Source organism: Polaromonas sp. (assembly GCF_043778355.1).
Classification (GTDB): domain Bacteria; phylum Pseudomonadota; class Gammaproteobacteria; order Burkholderiales; family Burkholderiaceae_C; genus Polaromonas.
This window is the reverse complement of record NZ_JAYWHI010000101.1, coordinates 24,334-46,966: the sequence shown is the minus strand read 5'-3', so window position 1 is coordinate 46,966 and position 22,633 is coordinate 24,334. Positions and strand designations below refer to the sequence as shown.

At 63.8% G+C, this 22,633-nt stretch carries 21 protein-coding genes and 1 other RNA gene; 13 read left to right on the top strand and 9 right to left on the bottom strand.

All coding sequences use genetic code 11. From position 1 onward, the window contains the following. The 6 genes from ACH2CW_RS14985 to htpX form a co-directional block, all read left to right on the top strand. Nucleotides 1-445 (top strand): amino acid ABC transporter permease (locus ACH2CW_RS14985; RefSeq protein ID WP_395059546.1); only part of this gene is annotated, 445 nt, incomplete at its 5' end. A gap of 1 nt (nt 446) precedes the next feature. Then, a complete protein-coding gene (locus tag ACH2CW_RS14980; RefSeq protein ID WP_395059544.1) occupies nt 447-1,133 on the top strand; it encodes an amino acid ABC transporter permease in 687 nt (228 codons plus the stop codon). Between the two features lie 35 nt (nt 1,134-1,168). Then, nucleotides 1,169-1,906: an amino acid ABC transporter ATP-binding protein gene (locus ACH2CW_RS14975; protein ID WP_395059542.1), complete on the top strand. Its 738-nt coding sequence runs from the start codon at nt 1,169-1,171 to the stop codon at nt 1,904-1,906. Nucleotides 1,907-2,071: 165 nt separating this feature from the next. Next, entirely contained in the window at nt 2,072-3,106 is a 1,035-nt protein-coding gene (gene pyrC / locus ACH2CW_RS14970) for a dihydroorotase (protein ID WP_395059540.1), read from the top strand. Nucleotides 3,107-3,159: 53 nt separating this feature from the next. After that, nucleotides 3,160-3,954, top strand: coding sequence for a DUF3025 domain-containing protein (locus ACH2CW_RS14965; RefSeq protein ID WP_395059550.1), 795 nt, complete (start codon nt 3,160-3,162; stop codon nt 3,952-3,954). Between the two features lie 64 nt (nt 3,955-4,018). Next, nucleotides 4,019-4,903 carry a protease HtpX gene (gene htpX, locus ACH2CW_RS14960; protein ID WP_395059538.1) on the top strand — a complete coding sequence of 295 codons (885 nt, stop codon included), beginning with the start codon at nt 4,019-4,021 and terminating at the stop codon, nt 4,901-4,903. Between the two features lie 48 nt (nt 4,904-4,951). Here the strand turns inward: htpX and ACH2CW_RS14955 are convergent, their stop codons facing one another. From ACH2CW_RS14955 to ACH2CW_RS14945, 3 genes are read right to left on the bottom strand one after another with little or no spacing between them, the layout of a single operon-like run. Further along, nucleotides 4,952-5,638, bottom strand: a complete 687-nt coding sequence (locus ACH2CW_RS14955; RefSeq protein WP_395059536.1) for a ProQ/FINO family protein — start codon at nt 5,636-5,638, stop codon at nt 4,952-4,954. 35 nt (nt 5,639-5,673) lie between these two features. After that, on the bottom strand, nt 5,674-6,294 hold the full coding sequence (locus ACH2CW_RS14950) for a flavin reductase family protein (protein WP_395059534.1): 621 nt from the start codon (nt 6,292-6,294) through the stop codon (nt 5,674-5,676). Further along, nucleotides 6,291-7,925 (bottom strand): NAD(P)/FAD-dependent oxidoreductase, encoded by a 1,635-nt coding sequence (locus ACH2CW_RS14945; protein ID WP_395059532.1) that lies wholly within the window; start codon nt 7,923-7,925, stop codon nt 6,291-6,293. The genes ACH2CW_RS14950 and ACH2CW_RS14945 overlap by 4 nt, the downstream gene beginning before the upstream one ends. A gap of 131 nt (nt 7,926-8,056) precedes the next feature. On the opposite strand from ACH2CW_RS14945, the gene rnpB reads away from it, so the two are divergent. Beyond that, nucleotides 8,057-8,423, top strand: an RNA gene (rnpB, locus tag ACH2CW_RS14940) — RNase P RNA component class A. A 27-nt stretch (nt 8,424-8,450) separates the two neighbouring features. Here the strand turns inward: rnpB and ACH2CW_RS14935 are convergent. Both ACH2CW_RS14935 and ACH2CW_RS14930 read right to left on the bottom strand, forming a co-directional pair. Continuing rightward, nucleotides 8,451-9,203 carry an Asp/Glu racemase gene (locus ACH2CW_RS14935; RefSeq protein ID WP_395059530.1) on the bottom strand — a complete coding sequence of 251 codons (753 nt, stop codon included), beginning with the start codon at nt 9,201-9,203 and terminating at the stop codon, nt 8,451-8,453. A gap of 19 nt (nt 9,204-9,222) precedes the next feature. Then, nucleotides 9,223-10,185 (bottom strand): Bug family tripartite tricarboxylate transporter substrate binding protein, encoded by a 963-nt coding sequence (locus ACH2CW_RS14930; RefSeq protein ID WP_395059528.1) that lies wholly within the window; start codon nt 10,183-10,185, stop codon nt 9,223-9,225. A gap of 124 nt (nt 10,186-10,309) precedes the next feature. Here ACH2CW_RS14930 and ACH2CW_RS14925 point away from each other — a divergent pair, with 124 nt between their 5' ends. Then, nucleotides 10,310-11,185, top strand: coding sequence for a LysR substrate-binding domain-containing protein (locus ACH2CW_RS14925; RefSeq protein ID WP_395059526.1), 876 nt, complete (start codon nt 10,310-10,312; stop codon nt 11,183-11,185). Nucleotides 11,186-11,196: 11 nt separating this feature from the next. On the opposite strand, the gene ACH2CW_RS14920 is transcribed toward ACH2CW_RS14925, so the two are convergent. Continuing rightward, nucleotides 11,197-12,849, bottom strand: a complete 1,653-nt coding sequence (locus ACH2CW_RS14920) for an MBL fold metallo-hydrolase (RefSeq protein ID WP_395059524.1) — start codon at nt 12,847-12,849, stop codon at nt 11,197-11,199. Nucleotides 12,850-12,984: 135 nt separating this feature from the next. Here ACH2CW_RS14920 and ACH2CW_RS14915 point away from each other — a divergent pair, with 135 nt between their 5' ends. Further along, entirely contained in the window at nt 12,985-13,962 is a 978-nt protein-coding gene (locus ACH2CW_RS14915; RefSeq protein WP_395059522.1) for a Bug family tripartite tricarboxylate transporter substrate binding protein, read from the top strand. Between the two features lie 521 nt (nt 13,963-14,483). After that, a complete protein-coding gene (locus ACH2CW_RS14910; RefSeq protein WP_395059520.1) occupies nt 14,484-15,845 on the top strand; it encodes a hypothetical protein in 1,362 nt (453 codons plus the stop codon). 356 nt (nt 15,846-16,201) lie between these two features. Here ACH2CW_RS14910 and ACH2CW_RS14905 read toward each other — a convergent pair whose 3' ends face one another. Both ACH2CW_RS14905 and ACH2CW_RS14900 read right to left on the bottom strand, forming a co-directional pair. Beyond that, the gene (locus ACH2CW_RS14905; RefSeq protein ID WP_395059518.1) at nt 16,202-17,464 is read right to left on the bottom strand and encodes a lytic murein transglycosylase; all 1,263 of its coding nucleotides are present in this window, start codon (nt 17,462-17,464) and stop codon (nt 16,202-16,204) included. Between the two features lie 2 nt (nt 17,465-17,466). Continuing rightward, a complete protein-coding gene (locus tag ACH2CW_RS14900; RefSeq protein WP_395059516.1) occupies nt 17,467-18,018 on the bottom strand; it encodes a carboxymuconolactone decarboxylase family protein in 552 nt (183 codons plus the stop codon). 52 nt (nt 18,019-18,070) lie between these two features. Between ACH2CW_RS14900 and dapF the strand changes: the two genes are divergently transcribed. The 3 genes from dapF to ACH2CW_RS14885 are packed head-to-tail and all read left to right on the top strand — an operon-like array spanning nt 18,071 to nt 20,709. Then, nucleotides 18,071-18,958 (top strand): diaminopimelate epimerase, encoded by an 888-nt coding sequence (gene dapF / locus ACH2CW_RS14895; protein ID WP_395059514.1) that lies wholly within the window; start codon nt 18,071-18,073, stop codon nt 18,956-18,958. Between the two features lie 45 nt (nt 18,959-19,003). Beyond that, a complete protein-coding gene (locus tag ACH2CW_RS14890; RefSeq protein ID WP_395059512.1) occupies nt 19,004-19,702 on the top strand; it encodes a DUF484 family protein in 699 nt (232 codons plus the stop codon). A gap of 17 nt (nt 19,703-19,719) precedes the next feature. Beyond that, nucleotides 19,720-20,709, top strand: a complete 990-nt coding sequence (locus ACH2CW_RS14885) for a tyrosine recombinase XerC (protein ID WP_395059510.1) — start codon at nt 19,720-19,722, stop codon at nt 20,707-20,709. 109 nt (nt 20,710-20,818) lie between these two features. Here ACH2CW_RS14885 and ACH2CW_RS14880 read toward each other — a convergent pair whose 3' ends face one another. Next, nucleotides 20,819-22,594 (bottom strand): 7TM diverse intracellular signaling domain-containing protein, encoded by a 1,776-nt coding sequence (locus ACH2CW_RS14880; RefSeq protein ID WP_395059508.1) that lies wholly within the window; start codon nt 22,592-22,594, stop codon nt 20,819-20,821. Nucleotides 22,595-22,633: the final 39 nt, after the last annotated feature.

Genomic DNA, 22,633 nt, shown 5'->3' with positions numbered 1-22,633 from the left:
GCAACAGGTGCCGGGTTTTGCACTGGTGGTGTTTGCGCTGGGGTTTTTCACTTCAGCGCGGATTGCCGAGCAGGTGCGTGCCGGTGTGCAGGCCCTACCGCGCGGCCAGCGTTATGCCGGCATGGCCATGGGCTTCACCACGGCGCAAACCTACCGCTACGTGATTTTGCCAATGGCGTTTCGCATCATCGTTCCGCCGCTGACCAGCGAGTCGATGAATTTGCTGAAAAACTCCTCGGTGGCCTTTGCGGTGTCGATTGCCGAGCTGACCATGTTTGCCATGCAGGCCCAGGAAGAAACCTCGCGCGGCGTCGAGGTTTACCTGGCCGTCACCGTGCTGTACGCGGTGTCTGCCTTTGCGGTCAACCGCGTCATGGCCTTTGTCGAGAAAAAGGTCCAGATTCCGGGCTTTGTCGTGGCCGGCGCCACCGGTGGGGGGCACTGACATGTTTGGTCTTGACATGAGTTTCCTGAACTGGGAGATCATCTCCAAGTTCGTCCTCAAGGGTTTTATTTTCAGCATCCAGCTGACGGTGATTGCCACCATAGGCGGCATCATCCTCGGCACCGTGCTGGCGCTGATGCGCCTGTCGGCTATCAAGCTGCTGACCGTTCCTGCGACGTTTTATGTCAATGGCATGCGTTCGGTGCCGCTGGTCATGGTGATTCTGTGGTTTTACCTGCTGATGCCAGCCGCATTTTTTGACCTGATTCCGGGCGGCGCCAACAACCGTTCGGAAATTTCCGCCATCATCACTTTCATTGCGTTTGAAGCGGCCTATTTCAGCGAGATCATGCGTGCCGGTATCCAGTCGATCTCGCGCGGCCAGGTCAACGCCGGGCGTGCGCTGGGCATGACCTATGCGCAGAACATGCGCCTGATCGTGCTGCCGCAGGCTTTTCGCAACATGGTGCCGATTCTGCTGACGCAGACCATCATCCTGTTCCAGGACACCTCGCTGGTGTATGCCATTGGCGCCTACGACCTGCTCAAGGGCCTGACCACCGCCGGCAAGATTTACGGCCGTCCTGAAGAGGCCTACCTGCTGGCCGCCGTGGTTTATTTTGTGATCTGTTTTGGCTTGTCGTACATCGTCAAGAAGCTGCAGAACAAGATCGCCATCATTCGCTAGAACAATTTATTGCACCCGCTCCCCGGAGAATCAAGATGATCGAGCTCAAAGAAGTTTCCAAATGGTACGGCGCCGTTCAGGTGCTCAACAACTGCAGCACCAAAATCGAAAAAGGCGAGGTGGTGGTGGTCTGCGGCCCGTCCGGCTCGGGCAAGTCCACCCTGATCAAGGTCATCAATGCGCTGGAGCCTTTCCAGAAGGGCGAGATTTATGTCGACGGCCAGGCCGTGCACGACCCCAAGACCGATTTGCCCAAGCTGCGCTCGCGGGTGGGCATGGTGTTCCAGAACTTCGAGCTGTTTCCGCACCTGAGCGTCACTGAAAACCTGACACTCGCCCAGGTCAAGGTGCTGGGCCGCAGCCAGGACGAGGCCAAAACGCATGGCCTGAAATACCTGGACCGCGTAGGTCTGATGGCGCACAAGGACAAGTTTCCCGGCCAGCTTTCGGGTGGCCAGCAGCAGCGTGTGGCGATTGCGCGCGCGCTCAGCATGGACCCGATTGCCATGTTGTTCGACGAGCCGACCTCGGCGCTCGACCCGGAGATGGTTGGCGAGGTGCTCGATTGCATGATGGGCCTGGCCACCGACGGCATGACCATGATGGTGGTCACGCACGAGATGGGTTTTGCGAAGAAGGTCGGCAGCCGCGTGATCTTCATGGACGTGGGCGGCAAGATTCTGGAGGATTGTTCCAAGGACGAGTTTTTCATGCATCCGGAAAACCGGCAGGCGCGGACCAAGGACTTCCTGAACAAGATCCTGGCCCACTAAGCGCTGCCGCGCGGGCGCATCGCGGCGTTGCGGGTCCCGATCAGGGCATCCTCACGTACCTGAAGTACGTTCCGGTGACCTGACACCCGCGCCTTGCGCTGCATCCCGCTCGCTACGCGCCGGGGACTGGTAAGGCACCGCCTCAAGATTTGGGACAATGGCGGTATGACTCAAATAACGATCACCCGCCCCGATGACTGGCATTTGCATGTGCGCGACGGCGACGCCCTGGCCACCGTTGTGCCGCACACCGCCGCGCAGTTTGGCCGGGCCATCATCATGCCCAACCTGCGCCCGCCAGTGACCACGGCGGCGCAGGCGGTCGCCTACCGCGAACGCATCCAGGCGGCCGTGCCGGCCGGTGTGGCGTTCGCGCCGTTGATGACGCTGTACCTCACCGACAACCTGCCGCCCGACGAAATCAGGCGCGCGAAGGACGCCGGCGTGGTCGCGCTCAAGCTTTACCCGGCAGGCGCCACCACCAACAGCGATGCCGGTGTGACCGACCTGCGCAAGACTTACAAGACACTGGATGCGATGCAGCGTGAAGGGCTGTTGTTGCTGGTACACGGCGAAGTGACTTCGCCCGACATCGACCTGTTTGACCGCGAAGCGGTGTTCATCGACAGCCAGCTGATCCCGCTGCGCCGCGACTTTCCGGAATTGAAAATTGTCTTCGAACACATCACGACGAAAGAAGCCGCGCATTATGTGCGTGACGCCGACCGTTTCACCGGCGCGACCGTCACCGCGCATCACCTGCTGTACAACCGCAACGCGATTTTTACCGGCGGCATCCGCCCGCATTACTACTGCCTGCCGGTGCTCAAACGCGAAACGCACCGCTTGGCGCTGGTCGAAGCGGCCACAGGCGGCAACCCGCGCTTCTTCCTCGGCACCGACAGCGCGCCGCACCCGGCCCACCTGAAAGAACACGCGACCGGTTGCGCCGGTTGTTACACCGCCCATGCGGCGATGGAGTTGTATGCCGAAGCTTTTGACGCGGTGGGTGCGATGGACAGGCTTGAGGCCTTTGCCAGTTTCAATGGGGCTGATTTTTACGGCCTGCCGCGCAACAGTGGCAGCATTACATTGATAAAAGAAAGCTGGACGCCGCCGGAAAGTTACCCCTTTGGCGAGGCCGAACTCAAACCGCTGCGTTCGGGCGAGGCACTGGCGTGGAAGCTGATAAAGGGGTAGCCCGCATTGGTGATGCGCGACAAGCACCAGTCGCGGACGGTCGCCAGGAGCGGATGAACGCGGGCGTACCGGCTGCTGTCCTGCCGGTTGACTGGGACCGCCCCTGGCTGGCACCCTGGCGCGAATCCGGCCAGCGCGTGGCGCAGGCCATCCATGGCGGCACCGCCTTCCACGAAGCGCTGAATGCCGAGCCCGGTGCTCCGCGGCGCTTTGTGCCGCAATCGGCCTTGCCCAACGGCCAGGCCTACGAGCAATTTATCTTCGACTCGGGCACGGTGCCGACCCGCGACAATCTGCACGACTTTTTCAACGGCCTGTGCTGGCTGCGTTTTCCGCAGACCAAGGCCAAACTCAACGAGCTGCAGGCCGCGCAGATCGCGGCGGCGGGTGTGGCGCCCTTGCGTGGTCCGGTGCGCGATGCACTCACGGTGTTCGACGAAAACGCGGCCTTGCTGTCGGCGCCCGAACCGCTCTGGGACGCCTTGCTGGCCAGACAATGGCGGCGGCTGTTTGTTGATCTGCGTCCGCTCTGGCACCAGGCGCAACTGCTGCTGTTCGGCCACGCCCTGCTGGAGAAGCTGGTCTATCCACGAAAACCAGTCACAGCCCATGTCTACCGGGCGCAAGCGGCTATGAATTCCATAGCGGATCTGGATGTCTGGCTGGCGCAGGACCTCAGCGCGGAAAAACTGGCCGCCAAGCCTTTCGCGCCGCTGCCGGTGCTTGGTGTGCCCGGCTGGTGGCCGGAAAACCAGAACTTTTCCTTTTATGATGACTCTCTCGTGTTCCGCCCGCTGCAAGAATCCAGAACGACAAAAAACAGCGGTCGCGCAGCCGGCGCAACTTGATATGGGTCTGCCAGACCTCATATTCTGCGCAAGGCGGACTTTTTACCGACCCCACGGAGAACCCATGAAACGTATTTTGCTGTTTGTAATGACCAACCTTGCTGTTGTGGTGGTGCTCGGCATCGTCGCCAGCCTGCTGGGCGTCAACCAATACCTCACGCCGCAAGGCCTGAACCTGGGCATGCTGCTCGGTTTTGCGGCGGTCATCGGTTTTGGCGGTGCCATCATCTCGCTGCTGATCAGCAAGCCCGTCGCCAAATGGAGCTCGAGCGTGCGCGTCATCAACGAGCCGGCAAACGCTGATGAAGCCTGGATTGTCGAGACCGTGCGCAAGCTGGCCACCACCGCCGGCATCGGCATGCCCGAAGTCGGCATTTTTGAGGGCGCGCCGAACGCCTTTGCCACCGGCGCCTTCAAGAACTCCTCATTGGTCGCCGTGTCCACCGGCCTGCTGCAGGGCATGACACGTGAAGAGATCGAGGCCGTGCTGGCCCACGAAATTGCCCACGTGGCCAATGGCGACATGGTGACCATGGCGCTCATCCAGGGCGTGATGAACACCTTTGTGGTGTTCCTGAGCCGCGTGATTGGTTATGCGGTCGACAGCTTCCTGCGCAAGGGCAGCGACAACAATTCCGGCCCCGGCATCGGTTATTACGTGAGCACCATCGTGCTCGACATCGTGCTCGGTTTCGCCGCCGCCATTGTGGTGGCCTGGTTCTCGCGCCACCGCGAGTTCCGCGCTGACGCCGGCGCCGCCCAATTGATGGGCAAGAAGCAGCCGATGATCAACGCGCTGGCGCGTCTGGGCGGCATGGTGCCTGGCCAGTTGCCCAAGGCGGTGGAAGCCATGGGCATCACCGGCAGCATGGGCAAGCTGTTTGCCACGCACCCGCCGATTGAAGAGCGTATTGCTGCCCTGCAGAATGCGCAGCCCGGCCAGGTCTGACCTAAGTCAAGCTTGCGCAAAAAGCCGCTGCAGCCGCAGCGGCTTTTTTTATGGTGCAACGGCGGCTTTGACGGCCTGTTCAGCGCGCACACGCGCCAGTGTCGTTGCCACGTCAACCGGGTTCATGCCGTACATGTCGGCAAACCCGGCTTCGGTTTTTCCGCTGGCCTCGAAGGCGCGCAGCAGGGCCTCGCGTTTGGCCGCCTGCACGGCCAACTCGGCCAGCGCGTCATCGACCAGTGCATTGGTCGCTTCATCCTGTACCCGCACCAGCGCCGCGTAGTCCTCGCGGCTCAGGCCCGAGGCCTCGATGGCATGGATCAGCCGAAGTTGCAGGCGTGGGCGCAGGTCCTCGCGCGAGCGCGCCTGGCGCCGGCGGAAAATTTCCATGATGGCGTGGTGCACATGTTCAGGCGCGACCGGCTCGACCGGCTTGCCGTCAAGGTCATGCCGGGGCAGGCCGGCGGCCACGCTTTCGAGGTAGGGCGTGGAGCGGGCGTGCTGGCCCATGGCGAGCTTGAGTTCGTCCTTCTTGAAGTCTTCGGGATGGCGCGCCAGCAAATCCTGGAACACGCCGAGCTTGAGCGGCAGGAATTTGGCGCCGAACAACTTGGGGTACAGCGCGAACAGGCGCTCCAGCACCGGGCTGGCCTGGCGTTGCCGTGGGGCGCGAGCCGGCGGGCGTTTGCCGCTGCGTGCCGGCTGTTCGGTGGTGGCGGGAGAGGTGTCGGTCATGGGTGTCGGTTCAGGAAAAATGAAAGGGAGGGTGTTCAGCGCGGCCGGAACATCTTGAACAGATTGTCGAGGGTAACGGTGAAGTAGTCTGCCGGACCGCCGCCGCGCATGATGGGCTGGGCCGCAGCCGTGTCGTAAATGCCGTCTTTCAGCAGGTGGCGCGCAATGTGAACACCCACCACCTCGCCGAGCACCAGCCAGGTCGGTACCGCGACGCCGTCCACGCCCTGAAGCTGCAGCACCTGGGTCAGGCGGCATTCAAAGGACACCGGGCTTTCGGCCACACGCGGCACCGCGATGCAGCGTGAGGCCACCGGTGTCAGGCCGGCCAGGTCAAACTCGTTGACCGCGGGCGGCACGGCCGCGCAGGACATGTTCATCTGTTCGGCCAGCGGGCGTGTCGCCAGGTTCCAGCCGAACTCGCGCGTTTGCTCGATGTTGCGCAGACTGTCCTTGGCGCCAATGCTGGAAAAACCGATGATGGGCGGCGTGTAGTTGAAGGCGTTGAAAAAACTGTAGGGCGCGAGATTCAGGTGGCCCTGCGCGTCTTGCGACGAAATCCAGCCGATGGGTCGCGGGCCGACGATGGCATTAAACGGGTCGTGCGGCAAACCGTGGCCCTGCGCCGGCTCGTAGAAGTGGATGTCATCGTTCATGCGCCGCCTTCGTTGTTTGTCATGCTGAGCGCCACCGCCTCGGCGACTTCGATACCGTCCACACCGGCCGACAAAATGCCACCGGCGTAACTCGCGCCTTCGCCGGCCGGGTACAGGCCCTTGACGTTGAGGCTCTGGAAATCGTCACCGCGGGTGATGCGCAGGGGCGAGGAGGTGCGGGTCTCGACGCCTGTCAACACCGCATCGTGCATATCGAAGCCCTTTATTTTCTTGCCGAACACCGGCAGCGCCTCGCGCATGGCCGTGATCGCGTAGCCGGGCAGGGCACCGGCCAGGTCGGTCATCAACACGCCGGGTTTGTAGGAAGGCTCCACGCTGCCGAGCTGGGTCGAGGCCTTGCCCGCGACAAAGTCACCAACGAGTTGGCCCGGCGCCTCGTAGGTGCCGCCGCCCAGGGTGAAGGCATTCGATTCCAGCGCGCGCTGGAAGGCGATGCCGGCCAGCGGCCCGCCTGGGTAGTCGGCGGGTGCGATGCCGACCACGATGCCGGCGTTGGCATTGCGCTCGTTACGCGAATACTGGCTCATGCCGTTGGTGACGACTCGGCCCTCCTCGGACGTCGCCGCCACCACCGTTCCGCCCGGGCACATGCAGAAGCTGTAGACCGAGCGCCCGTTGGCCGCGTGGTGCACCAGTTTGTAGTCGGCAGCGCCCAGCAACGGGTGGCCGGCATGTTGGCCCAGACGCGCGCGGTCGATCAGGCCCTGCGGGTGCTCAATGCGAAAGCCGACTGAAAAAGGCTTGGCCTCCATGTAGACGCCGCGTTCATGCAGCATGGCAAAGGTGTCGCGTGCACTGTGGCCGGGCGCCAGCACCATGTGGCTTGCAGACAGCTCGTAGCTGCTGCCATCAGCCAGATTCTGTACCGTGATGCCCCTGAGCTGGCCGTTCTCGATCAGCACGTCGGACAGGCGCTGCTCGAAGCGGATCTCGCCGCCCATCGCGATGATCTGTTCGCGCATGTTCTCCACCACCTTGACCAGCTTGAAGGTGCCGATGTGTGGCTTGCTGACCAGCAGGATTTCGTCGGGCGCACCGGCCTTGACGAATTCCGTCATGACCTTGCGGCCCAGGAAACGCGGGTCCTTGATCTGGCTCCAGAGTTTGCCGTCGGAAAACGTCCCGGCGCCGCCTTCGCCGAACTGCACATTCGACTCCGGGTTGAGGACGCTTTTACGCCACAGGCCCCAGGTGTCCTTGGTGCGCTCGCGCACTTTTTTGCCGCGCTCCAGCACGATGGGGTTCAGGCCCATCTGCGCCAGCAGCAGCGCCGCAAAAATACCGCAGGGCCCGAAACCCACCACCACCGGCCGCAGCGCTGGCGCCTGGCGAGCCGTGGTGACGAGGTGGTAACTCTGGTCGGGCGCGGCGCGGATGTGCGGGTTGCTGTCGAACGTTGCCAGCAGCTTGGCTTCGAGAGCCGCGTCGGCAACTTCCACATCGGCGATGTAGACGAGCAATAATTTTTGCTTGCGCGCGTCGTAGCTGCGTTTGTAAACCGTGTGGCTGCGTAGCTCTGCGCTCTGGATGCCGAGCGTGCGTTTGATCAGCGCGGGCAGGGCGTCTTCGGGGTGGTCAAGCGGCAGCTTGAGTTCGGTCAGGCGGATCATGGGGCTCTTTGGGATCTGTTTTTCGGATCTGTCCGTATTTTAAGCCTCAAACAGGCTTCCAGCCCATATCCCGCCTGCGCGATGCGCTACTGAATTCATAGCGCTTCAATTGCCCGGATAATGGACCCCGTGAAGCACGCCAGACTGCCGCTGGTGCAAGGGTGGAAACACCGCACTGGAGGAAGGTCCGGACTGCATAGGGCGGCGTAGCAGCTAACAGCTGTCCACCGTGAGGTGAGGATCAGAGCTACAGAGACGAGTCGACTTGGGGCAACTCAAGACGGGTGAAACGAGCAATCTCTACGCGCAGCAATACCAAGTAGGCACACGCAAAACGGAATGGCCATGCCGTTTCGTCATGACCGGGGCCCCCGGAGTGTGCGGGTAGGTAGCACCGAGCCGTCTGGCGACAGACGGCCCAGATTAATGGCAGTCACGGGGCGGCAACCGCAAGGAAGCCGTCCTGCACAAAATCCGGCCTATCGGCGGGCTTCACACTTTTTTCTGCGCGCTGCCCCTGCGGGCTCAGTACCTGCCGGACAGCAGCGCCCCGGCGCCTGGCACCTGTGTCGCCAGGCCCAGCCGTTTGAGCATGGCGTAAGTCGTGGCGACCGAGGCCGAGAGTACGGGAATGCCCAGTTTGTCCTCCACGATCTGGATCGAGGCCAGCGAGGGCATCTGCACGCAGGCCGACAGCACCACCACATCCACCCCCTGCGTGTTCAGCCGGCTCACCAGTCGGCTGGGTGCCAGCGCGTCCTGCGCGCCGACTTCGAGGTTGTCGGCAATTTCCAGCGACAGGCTGTCCATCACCTCAAAACCCTCGTGTTCGATGTAGTCCACCACCATCTTCGTGAGCGGCTTCATGTAGGGCGTGAGCACCGCTATTTTTTTTGCGCCCAGCGCCTGCAGTCCTTCGACCAGCGCGCCGGCGCTGGACACCACCGGCGCCGGTTTGCCATTGCTCACCGTGGCCTCATGCAGGCGTTTTTCGGAAGCCCGGTGGTAACCAAGGCCCTGGCTCATGATGGCCACCAGGCAGGCGTAACCGAGCACGTCCATTTTTCCGTCCGACAACTCCAGCGCGCAGCGGTCAGAGGCCGCGTCCATGGCAGTGAGTTCTTCCTTCGTCACCTTCTGCATGCGCATGCGGCTGGAGTGGAAGGTGAAGCGCTCCGGGAAATGCGGCTCGCGGGCGCGCAGCATGGCCGGAATCTCGGTCTCCATGGTGGTGTTCGAGCTGGGGACGATCTGCCCGATGCGGTAAGTACGGCTCATGCTTGTGTGTCCTGGAATATCAGTCGGCCTTGATGCCGGCCGCCTTGATGGTTTTGCTCCAGTAGGCCAGGTCAGACTTCACCAGATCGGCCAGCGCGTCCGGACCCTGGTAGCGGATTTCGATGCCGGCGGCATCGGCGCGGGTCTTGACGTCGGGCATCTCCATCGCACGCTTGACGTCGGCGGTGAGTTTGGCGATGACGGCTGGCGGGGTGCCGGCCGGCGCGAACAGGCCGACCCAGGCTTCCAGCTTGAAACCGGGCAGCCCGGCTTCGGCGGTGGTCGGGATCTGCGGCATCTGCGGGCTGCGCTTGTCGCCGGTGACGGCAAAGGCCTTGAGCTTGCCGGCCTGCACATGGCCCATGACCGAAGGCGGCGTGGTGATGAAGACCTGCACCTGGCCGCTGAGCACGTCCTGCACCGCCGGACCGGAGCCGCGGTAGGGAATGTGCGTCATGAAGGTGCCGGTCTGCTGCTTGAACACCTCCGTGCCGATGTGCGACAGCGAGCCGTTGCCCTGCGAGGCGTAATTGAGTTTGGCCGGGTTCTGCTTGAGGAAGGCAATGAATTCCTTCAGGTTGTTCGCCGGTACGGAAGGATGCACGGCCACCACGTTGGTGGCCACGGTCAGCAGGGCGACCGGTGCGAAGTCCTTGACCGGGTCCCAGGGCAAATTGGGCGCCAGCGCCGGGTTGCCCACGTGGTAGGCCGAGTAGGAGATCAGCAGCGTGTAGCCGTCGGGTTTGGCGCGCGCCACGGCCTGGTAGGCCACGTTGCCGCTGCCGCCGCCGCGGTTGTCCACCACGATGGACTGGTTGGCCACGCGGCCCAGCGGTTCGCTCAGCAATCGCGCCGAGGCGTCCACAAAGCCGCCCGGCGGATTCGGCACGATCAGGGTGATGGGCTTGGACGGGTAGGCGTCCTGCGCGACGGCCAGTGTGGACACGCATAGTGCGACCGCGAAAAAGACCGGCTTGAGCATGGAATGTCTCCTGAATGGAATTTTGGAATGTCTGGAAGCGGAAAACCCTATTTTTGAGCCGACCCAAATTCGTGTCCAATATATTGTTAGTCTTGATTTATAGCTTTAAGGTATCAATACATCCATGGAACTGCGTCACCTTCGGTATTTCGTCACGCTCGCCGAAGAACTGAGCTTTACCCGCGCTGCCGCCCGCTTGCATGTGTCCCAGCCGCCGCTGAGCCTGCAAATCGGACAGCTTGAGCAGGAAATCGGCGCGCGCCTGTTCCACCGCACCAGCCGCCGGGTGGAACTCACACTCGCCGGCCAGGCCTTTTTGATCGATGCGCAGGCCGTGCTGGCGCGTGTGGCTGAAGCGGCAGACCGGGCCCGCGCCATTGGCCAGGGCCTGGCCGGGCGCATCGACATCGGCCTGTCGGGCTCGCATTTCCTCGGGCCCTTGCCGCACATCATGGCGGTCTATGCGCAAAGCCACCCAGCGGTCGAGATCAGCCTGCATGAGCTCAAACCGGCGGTGCAGTTGCAGGCCCTGCGGGAGCGGCGTATCGACCTCAGCGTCTCGCGCACGCCGGTCAACGACGCGGTGCTCAGCAGCACCTTGCTCTGGCGCGACCCGGTGGCCGTCGCGCTGCCGGTCGGCCATGCGCTGGCGCGGCGGCGGCAATTGCGCCTGCTGGACCTGCGTGCCGAGGCTTTTGTGATGCTGCGCACCGATTCCTCGGCGCATGCGCAGTACATCCAGGATTGCTGCGTGCAGGCCGGGTTCTCACCGCGCCTGAGTCAGCGTGTGCAGGAGTTGCCGGCGGTGCTGAGCCTGGTGGCCGAAGGCATGGGCGTAGCGCTGATCCCGTCCTCGCTGCAGGGCCTGTTTCCCGGCCGGATCAAGGTGACGCCACTCGGCAAGGAAGCACCGCATGCCGACGTTTATGCGGTGCAGCGCAGTGCGGACACCTCGGTGGTGGCGCAGGAGTTTGTGCGCCTGGCAGCGGCTGGCAGCTGAGCCGGCAAGTCCTACACGTTGAACATACCCTGTGCCTGAATCCGCTCCACATGTGCGAGCAGTGAACGCTTCGCCACCGGCCAGATGCGCGGGTCCACGTCGTCGTAGGCGAGTTTGACCCAGTCGTCCATGGACCCGTCCGGTTGCGCCTGCATCACGCCGACGATTTTGGCCTCGCGTTTGAGGCGGTGCGCCTTGAGATGGGCAATCGCGGTTTTGGCTTCGCCGATGACGTAGCCGTGCGCCGGCGCGATGAAGTGGATGGCGTGGTCGTCGCAAGCGGCACTGAGGTTGTCGAGTGAGTCCAGGTAGGCATTCATGTTGCCGTCAGGTGGGTCCACCACCGTGGTGCTGCCGTTGAGGATGTGGTCCCCGCTGAACAAGATGCCGTCTTCCACCAGCACCAGGCACAGGTGGTTGGCGGCATGGCCCGGCGTGTGGATCACCTTCAGGGTATGCGTCATTTCGGGCTCCAGCCCCCGGCTGGTGAGGGAAAGCAGCTCCTGATTTGATAGCGAACGATCTGGTGTGAACTGGCTGGCGGCGCGTGCTGTGGAGGCCGAGGGCAGGCCCAGAATCGGCGGCGGCTCGCTACACAGCGCCTGCAGCGGTTTGGCGCCCGGCGAATGGTCGGCATGCGAGTGGGTGCACACAATCATGCGGATGTCGCCGCCCGCTGCGCGCCAGAGCCGCTGCAGGTGGTCCCTATCGGCCGGGCCGGGGTCAATCGCGATGTAGCCGGTGTTCGGGTCGCCGACCAGGTAGCTGTTGGTGCCGGGGCCGGTCATCACGCCGGGGTTGGGCGCGGTCAGGCGCATGACGTTTTTGAGCAGACCCACCGGCTGCGCGGTCTGCCAGTCCAGCGCATGCACCATCTGGCCGTCGGGGCTGGTCAGCGCGAGTTCGCCATACGGCGCTTCATGCTCCATGTAGCGCGCCTCGGCGCCTTCCAGAAAACCAGCGCGCGGGCACGAGGTCCACAGCGGCTGCTCGTTCGCTGCACAGGCCTGCAGCACGGCATCCACGGTTGCAAAAGGCTGGAGCCGCTGCAGCGTGCGTATGGTCGGGAAGATGATAAAAAAGCCGCCGGCCTCATGCCGCGCCAGCGCATCGGCTGGCCGCACCCAGCAGGGTTCAAACTGCTCGGATTCGTCGGCGACAGGCTCCTGGCCGTCGGGCATGCGCGCGACCAGAAAGGGCACGTCGAAGCGGCGCGGCAAGTCGCGGTCGGTGATCCAGTGCGCCAGCACAAACACCTGGTCACCGGCCAGCACCAGGCCCTTGTCGCGGCATTGCGCGGCGAACGGTGCCTTGCGATCCAGCGCGGCGATGTCGGCCGTCGAGGCGTAGCTGCCGTCGGCATGGCGGGCCAGCAACACGCCGAGCTCTTCAAAACTTTCGCGAATCGCGGCAATCGCCTGCGTCAGGTGCAAATCGCTCTGGCTGGCGCGGCGTGTGGACTGCGCGTGCGCCGCGCTGTCAGCCGCATCGATGCCGCCGCCGGGGAACACATAAGCGCCCGGCGCGAAGCTGGCGGTCATCGAGCGCCGCGTCATCAGCACCTCAATACCTTGCGGGCTGTCGCGCAGCAAGAGCACGGTGGCCGCAGGGCAGGTGGGCGCGGGTTCGCGCTGCGGATACAGAAGTTGGGAAGGTCGGACCATGGCCTGATTTTGCGCGAAAGCGGCGCGTGCCGCCGTGTGCGTCGCCTATGGTTGGCATGCTAAGTATTAACCGCAATGGTGTTTCGGGCGCACGCTGCCGATACTGACTCTCACTTCATTTGCAGGACTTTCACCATGAAACACTGGATTTCCAGAACCGCCCTGGCCGTGTCGGCCGCCGCGCTGTGCGCCACCTCCATGAGCGCCATGGCCCAGGCCTGGCCCACCAAACAGCCGATCAAGTTTGTCGCCGTGTTTCCCCCTGGCGGCTCGGTCGACCAGGTGGCCCGCATTCTGGCGGTACCGCTGTCGCAGCAACTGGGGCAGAACATCGTGGTCGAAAACAAGGGCGGCGCGTCCGGTTCCATCGGCACCGCGGCGGTCGCTGCAGCGCCGGCCGACGGCTACACCTTTGCAGTGGTGTTTGACACCCATGGTGTCAACCCGACGCTGATTCCCGGCATGCCCTTCGACACCCGCAAGGACCTGGCGCCGGTCTCGCTGATCGGCACCTCGGCCATGGTGCTCGCCACCTTCTCTGCCTCTGAATACAAAACTTTTGGCGATGTGGTGGCGGCGGCCAAAGCCAAGAAAAACGTCAACTACGGCAGCATCGGCTCCGGCAGCCTGGGCCACCTGGCGATGGCCCTGCTCAGCAAAAGCGGCAACATCGACTGGCAACACGTGCCCTACAAGGGCGGCGGCCCGCTGATGACCGACGCCGTGGCCGGCCACGTGCCGCTGTCCATTGGCTCGGTGTTTGTCACCAAGCCGCACATCGACAGCGGCCGCCTGCGCCCGCTGGCCGTGACCACCAGCAAACGCGCGCCAGAACTGCCGAATGTGCCGACCGTGGCCGAAAGTGGTTTTGCCGGCTTTGATGCTCCGGCCTGGTGGGCCATCCTGGCGCCGGCCAAAACCCCGCCCGAGGTCATCAAACGCATGAACGAGGAAATCAACAAGGCGCTGCAGAACCCCGACATTGCCAAAAAGCTCAGTGCCCAGGGCATCGACATCCTCGGCGGCACGCCGGACTCGGCACGTGTTTTCATCGACAGGCAGATTGACACCTGGGCCAAGGTGGTGAAGGACAACGGGATCAAGGCGGATTGAGCGCCGTCTGCAAATTAGAAGAAAGGGCCTGCGGGTCCTTTTTTACTTGGGGTCACGACATCTCTGGCGGCGGCTTTGGGCCAGAAGCGGCCGCTGGTGTTGCACCAGCCGACCGTCTGCCTCAGACTGGTAGCCGACATTCAATTGGAACCGATCACTGGCAGCCTTCGAGACAAAACGGAATTCCAAGGGTTTGAATCGACTGCCCTAAAGACGACATTGACTATCGCTGGTCGACGTTGCTGGTAGCCGAACGAAATGCAGCACAAACCCGACAAATCGCATTTCGGTAGCCGTCGCCCGTAGGTATACGGGGCGTGAGGTCGTAGTCGCTCTCCAATGAGCGCACCTAAAACCCCATCCTCCATGAAGGCCGGGGCGATTCAAAGAGGCGCTTTAAGCCCGTACCTTGTCAAGCTTTGAAAACTTGTATTTAATCTTCGAGGTCAGGTAGGTAACCCGACATCGGGCCTACTTTCTCAGGAGTAATGATGCGCGAATCCCTCGAGACAGACTATCTGGTGATCGGTACTGGCGCGGCCGGCATGGCCTTCACTGACACCTTGCTCAGCCACTCCGACGCAACCGTCTCTCTGGTGGACCGACGCCATGCACCTGGCGGGCACTGGATCGACGCCTACCCGTTCGTGCACCTGCATCAGCCGTCTGCGTTTTATGGCGTGTCGTCTGTGCCCCTGGGGCAGGGGACTGTGAGCCAGACCGGCATCAACGCCGGTTTTCATGAGGCCGCAGGAGCGGACGAGTTGTGCGCCTACTACGCGCAGGTGATGGACCAGCACTTCCTGCCAACCGGGCGCGTGCGCCACCATCCTTGCAGTGATCACTCCATCGGGTCGGACGGACGCCACCTCATCACCTCGCGTCTGACCGGCGACGTGCAAGAAGTGCGTGTACGGCGCAAGCTGGTCGATACTGGATATCTTGAAGGACGCATACCCGCCACCAGCCCGCCGCCCTTCGAGGTAGCCGAGGGCGTTCGCTGTGTGCCTGCGGGCGACATCGTGCGCGTGATCGAGCCGCCCGAGCGATACGTAGTCATCGGTACCGGCAAGACAGCGCTCGATACCTGTGTCTGGCTGCTATTGCAAGGGGTGTCCGCCAGCGCTATTCAATGGATCAGGCCGCGCGAAGGCTGGTGGCTGAACCGGCGCTTCAACCAGCCGGGAGAAGGTCTTCCCGAATTCTTTGCCGGCGTCGGCCTGCAGTTCAAGGCCATGGCGCAGGCCACGTCGGTCGACGACGTATTCGCCCGGCTCGAAGCCGATGGCTTTTTCCTGCGGGTCGACACCACGGTGGCGCCCACTATGAGCCACGGTGCCATGGTCAGCGAGACCGAGCTGGCTCTGCTGCGCCAGATCGGAGACGTCGTACGACGCGGACATGTACGCCGCATTGAACGTGATCGCATCGTGTTCGACGATTACTCGATCCCCACCAGCCCCGGAACACTGCATGTCCACTGCGCTGCCGTTGGACTGGCACGCCCGGCGCTAAGGCCGATTTTTGAAGCCGACCGTGTGACGCTGCAGCCAATGTTCTGGAGCTTTGCCTGCTACCCGGCTGCGCTACTTGGCGTGGTCGAGGCCACCATCGCCGATACCGACGAAAAGAACCGTCTGTGCCCGCCGATCCGTTACTGGGACGAGCCGCGCGACTACCTGTCGTCCTACCTCGCGCTGCTGGCACACGAGCGCGCACGCGCTGCACACCCTGCCATTACGGCTTGGGCCAAAGGCACGCGGCTCAATCCCATATCGGGCTTGGGCGCCCATCGCGAACACCCACTGGTTACGCAGACGTGGGGCGAGCTGAAGCATTACGGCGCCGCCGCCGCGGCCAACCTTGTCAGTCTGCTGCGATGACGCATGCGCCATACCCATATACAGAGACTGGCTTGGGGGAGCTTATCTTGGCGTGACCGATTTTCGCTCACGCTTGAAATTGTCGAATGGCTGACCAGATCTCAGTCTGGTCCATGGGACATCCCTATATCGGATGGCGGACTGGCAGGCTGATACCGCTCATGTGCAAACGTCGGCTTCTGGCCGGAAAGCAGACATGCATTGGAGTCGGACGCATCTGTAACATCGGCCATTGATGCGCGGTTCAGGCTGGCCGCTTCCCCCCCGGGTGAATAAGCGTCCGCGACACTTCAGAGCCTCCAAAACCATGCAGCCATGCTTTGGTTGACTTATACCGTCCAGCCGCAGCCGCAGCCTTATTGCAAACGCTGCAACAACTCCAAAGTCGGATACCCATCCGCCGGCAAACCCACGCTCTGCTGATAACGGCGGATCGCGCTTCGCGTGGCTGGCCCCACCATGCCGTCGGGTGTGCCGCTGTCGAAGCCGCGTGTGTTGAGGGCGGTTTGCAGCGCGAGCAACTGGCCGCGCGACAGCGCCTGCAGGTCACGCGGCCAGGACGTCTGCACCGCGGCGCCGCCGGCCAGGGCTTGCGCCAGCAGGCCGACGGCGAGGGCGTAGCTGGTCGAGTTGTTGTAACGCAGGATGGTGCGGAAGTTGGGGCCGATGAGGAAGGCCGGCCCGCGCGCACCAGCGGGCAACAGCAGGGCGCTGTCGGACAGGGCCGGTAGCGGCGTACCGTCCATGGACCGCACGCCGAGGTTTGCCCAAGCGCCTGCGGGCCGCCGCTGTTCGCCATCGGCCAGTGCCAGGTCAAAGCCCGGCGGCAGGCGAACCTCTTGCCCCCAGGGCTGGCCGGCCTGCCAGCCGGAACGGGCTAAAAAGTTGGCGGTTGAGGCCATCACGTCGGGAATGCTGCCCCAGATGTCGCGCCGGCCGTCGCCATCGGCATCGACCGCGTAGGCCAGAAAGTTCGAAGGCAAAAATTGCGTCTGGCCCATGGCGCCGGCCCAGGAGCCGAGCATCTGTTCGCGGGGGATGTCCCGGTTCTGCAAGATTTTCAGCGCAGCGAGCAACTGACCGCGCGCCCAGGCCTCACGCCGGCCTTCGAAGCCGAGTGTGGCCAGTGCGTCAATCGTCGGGATGTCGCCGGTGTTGCTGCCGTAGTTGCTCTCCATGCCCCAGATCGCCGCCAGGATTTCTGCCGGCACGCCGTAACGCGCTGCGGCAGCATCGACCGCTGGCCGCGCTTGCAGCAATCTGTCCTGGCCGCGCACCACACGTTGCGCCGAGACCGCGCTGTCGAGGTAGTCCCAGACCGTGCGCGTGAACTCGGCTTGTGCGCCGTCGAGTTCGGTCACGCGCGGGATGAAACGAACTCCCTCGAAGGCGCTCTGCAGCGTGGCCTCGTTGATGCCGGCTGCGCGCGCAGTGGTGCTGAAGTCGGCGATCCAGCGCGCGAAGCGCTGGTCGCGTTTGGCGTCATCGGGTGCGACTGCTGCGGGGCTGCTGTTTGCCGGCGGCGTTTGGGCGCTGGCCGATAGTGTTGCGCCGCCTGCCACCAGCGCGAAAATTGTCAGCAGAGCGGTTACAGAAAAACAGGAGGGTGTTTGGTACATGCCTAGTCATGCTCTTCGGGCGACACACCCAGCGCCACCAGAAAACGCGCCACCATGTTGTAGGTGGCAATCGCGCTGGTCAGCTCGACCAGCTCGGTCGTATCGAAATGTGCGCGCAGGCCTTCAAAGACCTCGTCGCTGACTTTCACGTCCAGCGTCATTTGAGCGGCGTAACGAATCACCAGTTGCTCGACCTCACCGAGCGCCGGGTGTGCTGCCGAGGCGCGTGCGTCGGCTTTAACCAGCACGTTGAGTGCATCGAGTTCAGCTTGCTGGCCACCCGCCGCCAGAAAATCCGGCGCGTGGTGGTGGTACTCGTAAGCCGCGCCCGTGAGCAGTGCGACCGTACAGATGCCCAGCTCGCGCAGCTTGCGGCTGGTCGGCAGGCCGCTGCGCACCGCGCCCAGGTAGACGTTCCAGCCGCGTGCCAGCGGCTCGCTCCAGAGCAGGGCCTTGTCGAGATTGATCAGCGTGCCGCCGCGGCGTTTGAGGACGGCGTCGACGAGGTCCTGGGGTTGGGGTTTGAGGGCGGGGGTCCAGTCGGGAATGCGCATGGGTGTCTTTCCGTTGTGTGTGTGGGGTGTGGCCTCGGCGGATAATGCGGACATGCTGATCCGATTTACCAAGATGCAGGGGGCGGGCAATGATTTTGTCATGCTCGACGAGACCCGCGGGCGGCTGAACCTCACCCCCGGCCAGTACCGCTTTCTGGCGGACCGCCACTTCGGCGTCGGTGCGGACCAGATCCTGTCGGTGCGGCCTGCCAGCGAGGCAGGTATCGACTTTGAATACGTGATCCACAACGCCGACGGCGGCGAGGTTGAGCAGTGCGGCAATGGCGCGCGTTGTTTTGTGCGTTTTGTGCGCGAGCAGGGGTTGACCACCAAGGACGCGGTGCGTGTGAAGACGCTGTCGGGCGTGATCGAGCCGCGTATGCAGGCCGACGGCCGTGTCACCGTGGACATGGGCGCGCCCATTTTTGATCTGGCGCGGGTGCCCTTCGACGCCGCCGGTTTGACGCCGGAAACCGTCAATTCATGGCAAAAATGGCCGCTGGCCCTTGCCGGACGGGCGCAAGTAGCTCCTGTTTTGATAGCGGTGTTGTCCATGGGCAACCCGCACGCGGTGCAACTGGTGGACGAGGTCGAGACTGCGCCAGTGCTGGAAGCCGGGCCGCTGATCGAGGGCCATGCGCGCTTCCCGCGCCGCGTCAACGCCGGCTTCATGCAAATCGTGTCGCGCAGCCAGATCCGTCTACGGGTGTATGAACGCGGCGCCGGTGAGACACTCGCCTGCGGCAGCGGGGCTTGCGCGGCGGTGGTCGCTGGCATACGCTTGGGCTTGCTGGACGCGCGGGTCGATGTGTGGACGCATGGCGGAACGCTCAGCATCGAATGGCAGGGCGGCGTGGATGCCAGGGAGGCGCCGGTGCTGATGACCGGGCCGGCGACCACGGTGTTTGAAGCCTCGATTGAAGTGCCTGATCACCTTTAGACGCCTGTAGACTGCCCGACATTGATTTACCGGAATGCCAAGAACATGAACCCAAGCGAACACTCGATCCAGAACCCGATCACCGAAGACGACATTGCCAACTTCCTGGCCAACACGCCGGATTTCTTCGAACGCCACGCCGAGCTGCTGGCGACCGTGCAGTTGTCCAGCGGCCACGGCGGCCGTGCCGTGAGCCTGCAAGAGCGCCAGGCCGGCATGTTGCGCGACAAGATCAAGTCTCTGGAGTCCAAGGTGGTCGAGATGATCCGTTACGGCAACGAAAACGTCGGCATTGCCGACAAGCTGCAGCAGTGCACACTGAACCTGCTGCTGACAGCCCATGCGCGCGACCTGCCCGACACCATCGTGCGCGAGATCCAGTCGCAGTTCTCGGTGCCGCAGGCGGCCGTCAAGGTCTGGCACGTCAACGGCATTTTTTCGATGGAAGATTTTTCGACCGGTGTCAGTGAAGACACACAAACCTTTGCGTCCTCGCTGACGGTACCGTATTGCGGCGTCAACTCGGGTTTCGAAGCGGTCAACTGGTTGCCCGATCCGGCGCAGGCCATGTCGGTGGCCTTGATCCCGCTCCGGCCTGGCAAGGTGCCGCAGGCCTTCGGCATGCTGGTGCTGGCCTCGCCCGACCCGGAGCGTTTCAGCGCCAGCATGGGGACCGACTTCCTCGAACGCATCGGCGAGCTGGCAGGCGCGGCGCTGTCGCGCCTGCGGCCTGTGGCCGACTAGCCATCAAGGGCACGGCCATGCCGGACGCCAGCGTTGACGAACCCGCGATTCCGGTGCCCGACAACGATCCGCTGGTTGAGCGCTACCTCGAACATGTGCGCGTCGAAAAACGCCTGGCCCAGCGCACGGTCGAGCTCTATGCGCTGGACCTCATCAAGCTGCAGGCCAACTGCCGCCAGGCCGGCGTCGCTCTGACGGCAGTGCAGAACCTCCACATGCGGCGCTGGGTCGCGCAGATGCACGGCGGCGGGCGCAGCGGCCGGGGCATCGCGCTGATTCTGTCGGGCTGGCGCGGTTTTTACAGCTGGCTGGGGCGCGAGGGCCTGGTCACCAGCAACCCGGTGCAGGACCTGCGCGCGCCCAAGGCGGCCAAACCGCTGCCCAAGGCGCTCAGCGTTGATGAGGCGGTGCAGCTGGCGGCTTTTCAGGGCGCCGACGGTGAAGATCCGGCGCTGCAGGCGCGTGACCAGTGCATCACCGAACTGCTCTATGGCTGCGGCCTGCGTATTGGCGAGCTGACTGGCCTGGACGTGGTCGCCAGCAGCCAGGCCAGCGGCTGGATAGACCTGCAGGCAGCAGAGGCGCATGTGCTGGGCAAGGGCTCGAAGCGGCGCAGCGTACCTGTCGGCAGCAAGGCGCTGGAGGCCCTGCAGGCCTGGCTAACTGCACGCCGTGTGTGGGCGAAGGACGACGCGGCGCTGTTCATCAGCCAGCGCGGCACGCGCCTCACGCCGCAGTACATCCGGGTGCGCCTGAAGCAACGCTCACTGCAGGCCGGCCTGGCGACGCCGGTGCATCCCCACATGTTGCGGCACTCGTTTGCCAGCCATGTGTTGCAGTCAAGCGGCGACCTGCGCGCGGTGCAGGAGCTGCTGGGCCACGCCAACATCACCACCACGCAGGTCTATACGCGGCTGGACTTCCAGCACCTGGCGAAGGTCTATGACGCCGCGCATCCGCGTGCCACGGTGGCGGGACTCAAACCGGCGATAAAAAACAAGGCTTGAGCGAACGCAGTTCCTGAATGCCATGCCGGGCTTGATCCGGCATCCCTGCGCGAACATGGATTGCGGGTCGCGCCCGCAATGACAACCCACCCCGAGCGAACGTGGGGCTCTATGGAGCCGGTGCCTTGTAGTCCGGGAGCATGAACACCGCGCGTTTGCTTTGCGGCGACACGCCGGCCAGTGTTTGCGCCAGGCGAGCCAGCACCACCTCGGCGGTAGGCCCCTGGCGCGGCACCAGCGCGTAAGCCACGCGCACCTGCGCCACGCATTCCACAGGCAAGCCTTTGAAGGGCATCAGGCAGCGCGCCACGATGCGGGGTCCGAGCGTGGCGGCGTCTTCGGCGGAAAACGGCCCCTCCACCAGCATGCTGAACCGGTGCTCGGACAGGCGCGCTGCGCTGTCGATGTCGCGCGCTGTGGACAGCAGGCGCTCTGCCACGCGCAGCGGCAGGTCCTGCGCCGCCTTGCGGCCGAAGTCGCGCTGGATCTGCTCGGTATTGACCAGGTCGATCATCAGCACCGCGCCCTGGTGTTTGAGCCGCTCGGAGCGGGCAATCATGCGGGCCAGTCGTTCTGCAAACACCGACTCGTTGATCAGTCCGGTCGAGGGGTCGACCCGGTCCAGCCCCTGGATGCGGCGCATGTTCTCCCGCCGGTGCTGGCTGCGCAAAACCAGCACGGCCAGCATCGCCGGCATTTGCAGCGCCATGCTCGCCAGCACGCCATGCTCGGTGGCAAAACTCAGGGGCACCCATTGCAGGTAGCGGGCGACGGCCAGCGCCAGGCTGACGGCAAACGGAGCGGCGCTGAGCAGCAGCCAGCCGCCAAAACGGTCGCCCCGCCGCCAGGCCCAGAGGTTGACCACCAGCAGCAGCAGCGGCACCAGCACCATGTAGGGCACCAGTAGCTTGAAACGTAGTGCGCTGTCGGTCACGGCCAGCAGCACCGAGAGCACGGCGCCGGCCAGCGCCATGGCCCACACCATGCCGTTCAAAAACCTGGAGCGCTGTGCCAGCGACACCACCGTGGCATTGAGCAGCAGCAGTGACACCAGCATCCAGACGGCCAGCAGCACCAGCGAGCGGTCTGCCCAGGCGGGCGATTGGGGCCACAGGTGCAGGCCAGCCACGCCGGTGACGGCAGCCTGGGTCAGGCCGACCAGTGCCGAACACGCGGCGTAGTACAGGTAGGCGCGGTCCCGGAGCCAGGCCAGACCGGCCAGGCCAATCGCCACGCCCAGCAGCGACAGACCGAAATAGACCCCAAGGAACAGCGAAACCTGCTGCTCGCCGCGTAGCACATGCCCCGAGTTGACAAAACGCAGGGGAGCGCTGAAACCCTGGGCATTTTCAATGCGCAGGATGTAATGTGTCGGTTCCTCGGCATTGAACTTCACCACCAGCAGCGGGTGACGGTGGGGTGTCTGCCAGCGGTTGATGGCGGTGAGGTCGCCGCTGCGCTGTTCCTGCCATTGACCGGCCTTGTCCAGGGTGTACAGCGATGCCCGGTCCAGCGCGGGGTAGGGAATTTCCAGCAACCAGCGTTCCGAGTCGGGGGCGGGCGGCACGGTGAAGCGTATCCACAACGCCTGTCCTGGCTTCAAAGGATAGATCCCGCGCGGCAGCGTCGCCTGCCAGGGCAGGCCGGGGTTGGAAGCGATTTGTTCGACGCCCTGTTGGCCTTGCGGGTCTATCCAGTAGTCGCCCCAGTCGGCCAGCGCCACGGGCTGCGCGTCCGCGTCCAGATCCAGCACCGTGCGGGACAACACCGGCGTGCTCAAAAACGCCAGGATCACACCCAGGCACAAAGCGGCCGCTAACTTGCCGGATCCGGAAATCCTGGCTTTGATGTTTGCAACATGCGCTGAAAAGCGGTTAACAACCATCAAGTCATTGTCGCAAATTCCCGCCAGGCTGCGAAAGAG

Excerpts from the sequence above, each read along its gene's own strand:
- htpX (WP_395059538.1), top strand. The coding sequence starts at position 4,019 with ATGAAACGTATTTTGCTGTTTGTAATGACCAACCTTGCTGTTGTGGTG.
- ACH2CW_RS14915 (WP_395059522.1), top strand. The coding sequence starts at position 12,985 with ATGAAACACTGGATTTCCAGAACCGCCCTGGCCGTGTCGGCCGCCGCG.
- dapF (WP_395059514.1), top strand. The coding sequence starts at position 18,071 with ATGCTGATCCGATTTACCAAGATGCAGGGGGCGGGCAATGATTTTGTC.
- ACH2CW_RS14935 (WP_395059530.1), bottom strand. The coding sequence starts at position 9,203 with ATGAGCCGTACTTACCGCATCGGGCAGATCGTCCCCAGCTCGAACACC.
- pyrC (WP_395059540.1), top strand. The coding sequence starts at position 2,072 with ATGACTCAAATAACGATCACCCGCCCCGATGACTGGCATTTGCATGTG.
- ACH2CW_RS14955 (WP_395059536.1), bottom strand. The coding sequence starts at position 5,638 with ATGACCGACACCTCTCCCGCCACCACCGAACAGCCGGCACGCAGCGGC.
- ACH2CW_RS14880 (WP_395059508.1), bottom strand. The coding sequence starts at position 22,594 with ATGGTTGTTAACCGCTTTTCAGCGCATGTTGCAAACATCAAAGCCAGG.
- ACH2CW_RS14920 (WP_395059524.1), bottom strand. The coding sequence starts at position 12,849 with ATGGTCCGACCTTCCCAACTTCTGTATCCGCAGCGCGAACCCGCGCCC.
- ACH2CW_RS14885 (WP_395059510.1), top strand. The coding sequence starts at position 19,720 with ATGCCGGACGCCAGCGTTGACGAACCCGCGATTCCGGTGCCCGACAAC.
- ACH2CW_RS14930 (WP_395059528.1), bottom strand. The coding sequence starts at position 10,185 with ATGCTCAAGCCGGTCTTTTTCGCGGTCGCACTATGCGTGTCCACACTG.
- ACH2CW_RS14900 (WP_395059516.1), bottom strand. The coding sequence starts at position 18,018 with ATGCGCATTCCCGACTGGACCCCCGCCCTCAAACCCCAACCCCAGGAC.
- ACH2CW_RS14950 (WP_395059534.1), bottom strand. The coding sequence starts at position 6,294 with ATGAACGATGACATCCACTTCTACGAGCCGGCGCAGGGCCACGGTTTG.
- ACH2CW_RS14905 (WP_395059518.1), bottom strand. The coding sequence starts at position 17,464 with ATGTACCAAACACCCTCCTGTTTTTCTGTAACCGCTCTGCTGACAATT.
- ACH2CW_RS14925 (WP_395059526.1), top strand. The coding sequence starts at position 10,310 with ATGGAACTGCGTCACCTTCGGTATTTCGTCACGCTCGCCGAAGAACTG.
- ACH2CW_RS14980 (WP_395059544.1), top strand. The coding sequence starts at position 447 with ATGTTTGGTCTTGACATGAGTTTCCTGAACTGGGAGATCATCTCCAAG.
- ACH2CW_RS14945 (WP_395059532.1), bottom strand. The coding sequence starts at position 7,925 with ATGATCCGCCTGACCGAACTCAAGCTGCCGCTTGACCACCCCGAAGAC.
- ACH2CW_RS14890 (WP_395059512.1), top strand. The coding sequence starts at position 19,004 with ATGAACCCAAGCGAACACTCGATCCAGAACCCGATCACCGAAGACGAC.
- ACH2CW_RS14965 (WP_395059550.1), top strand. The coding sequence starts at position 3,160 with ATGAACGCGGGCGTACCGGCTGCTGTCCTGCCGGTTGACTGGGACCGC.
- ACH2CW_RS14975 (WP_395059542.1), top strand. The coding sequence starts at position 1,169 with ATGATCGAGCTCAAAGAAGTTTCCAAATGGTACGGCGCCGTTCAGGTG.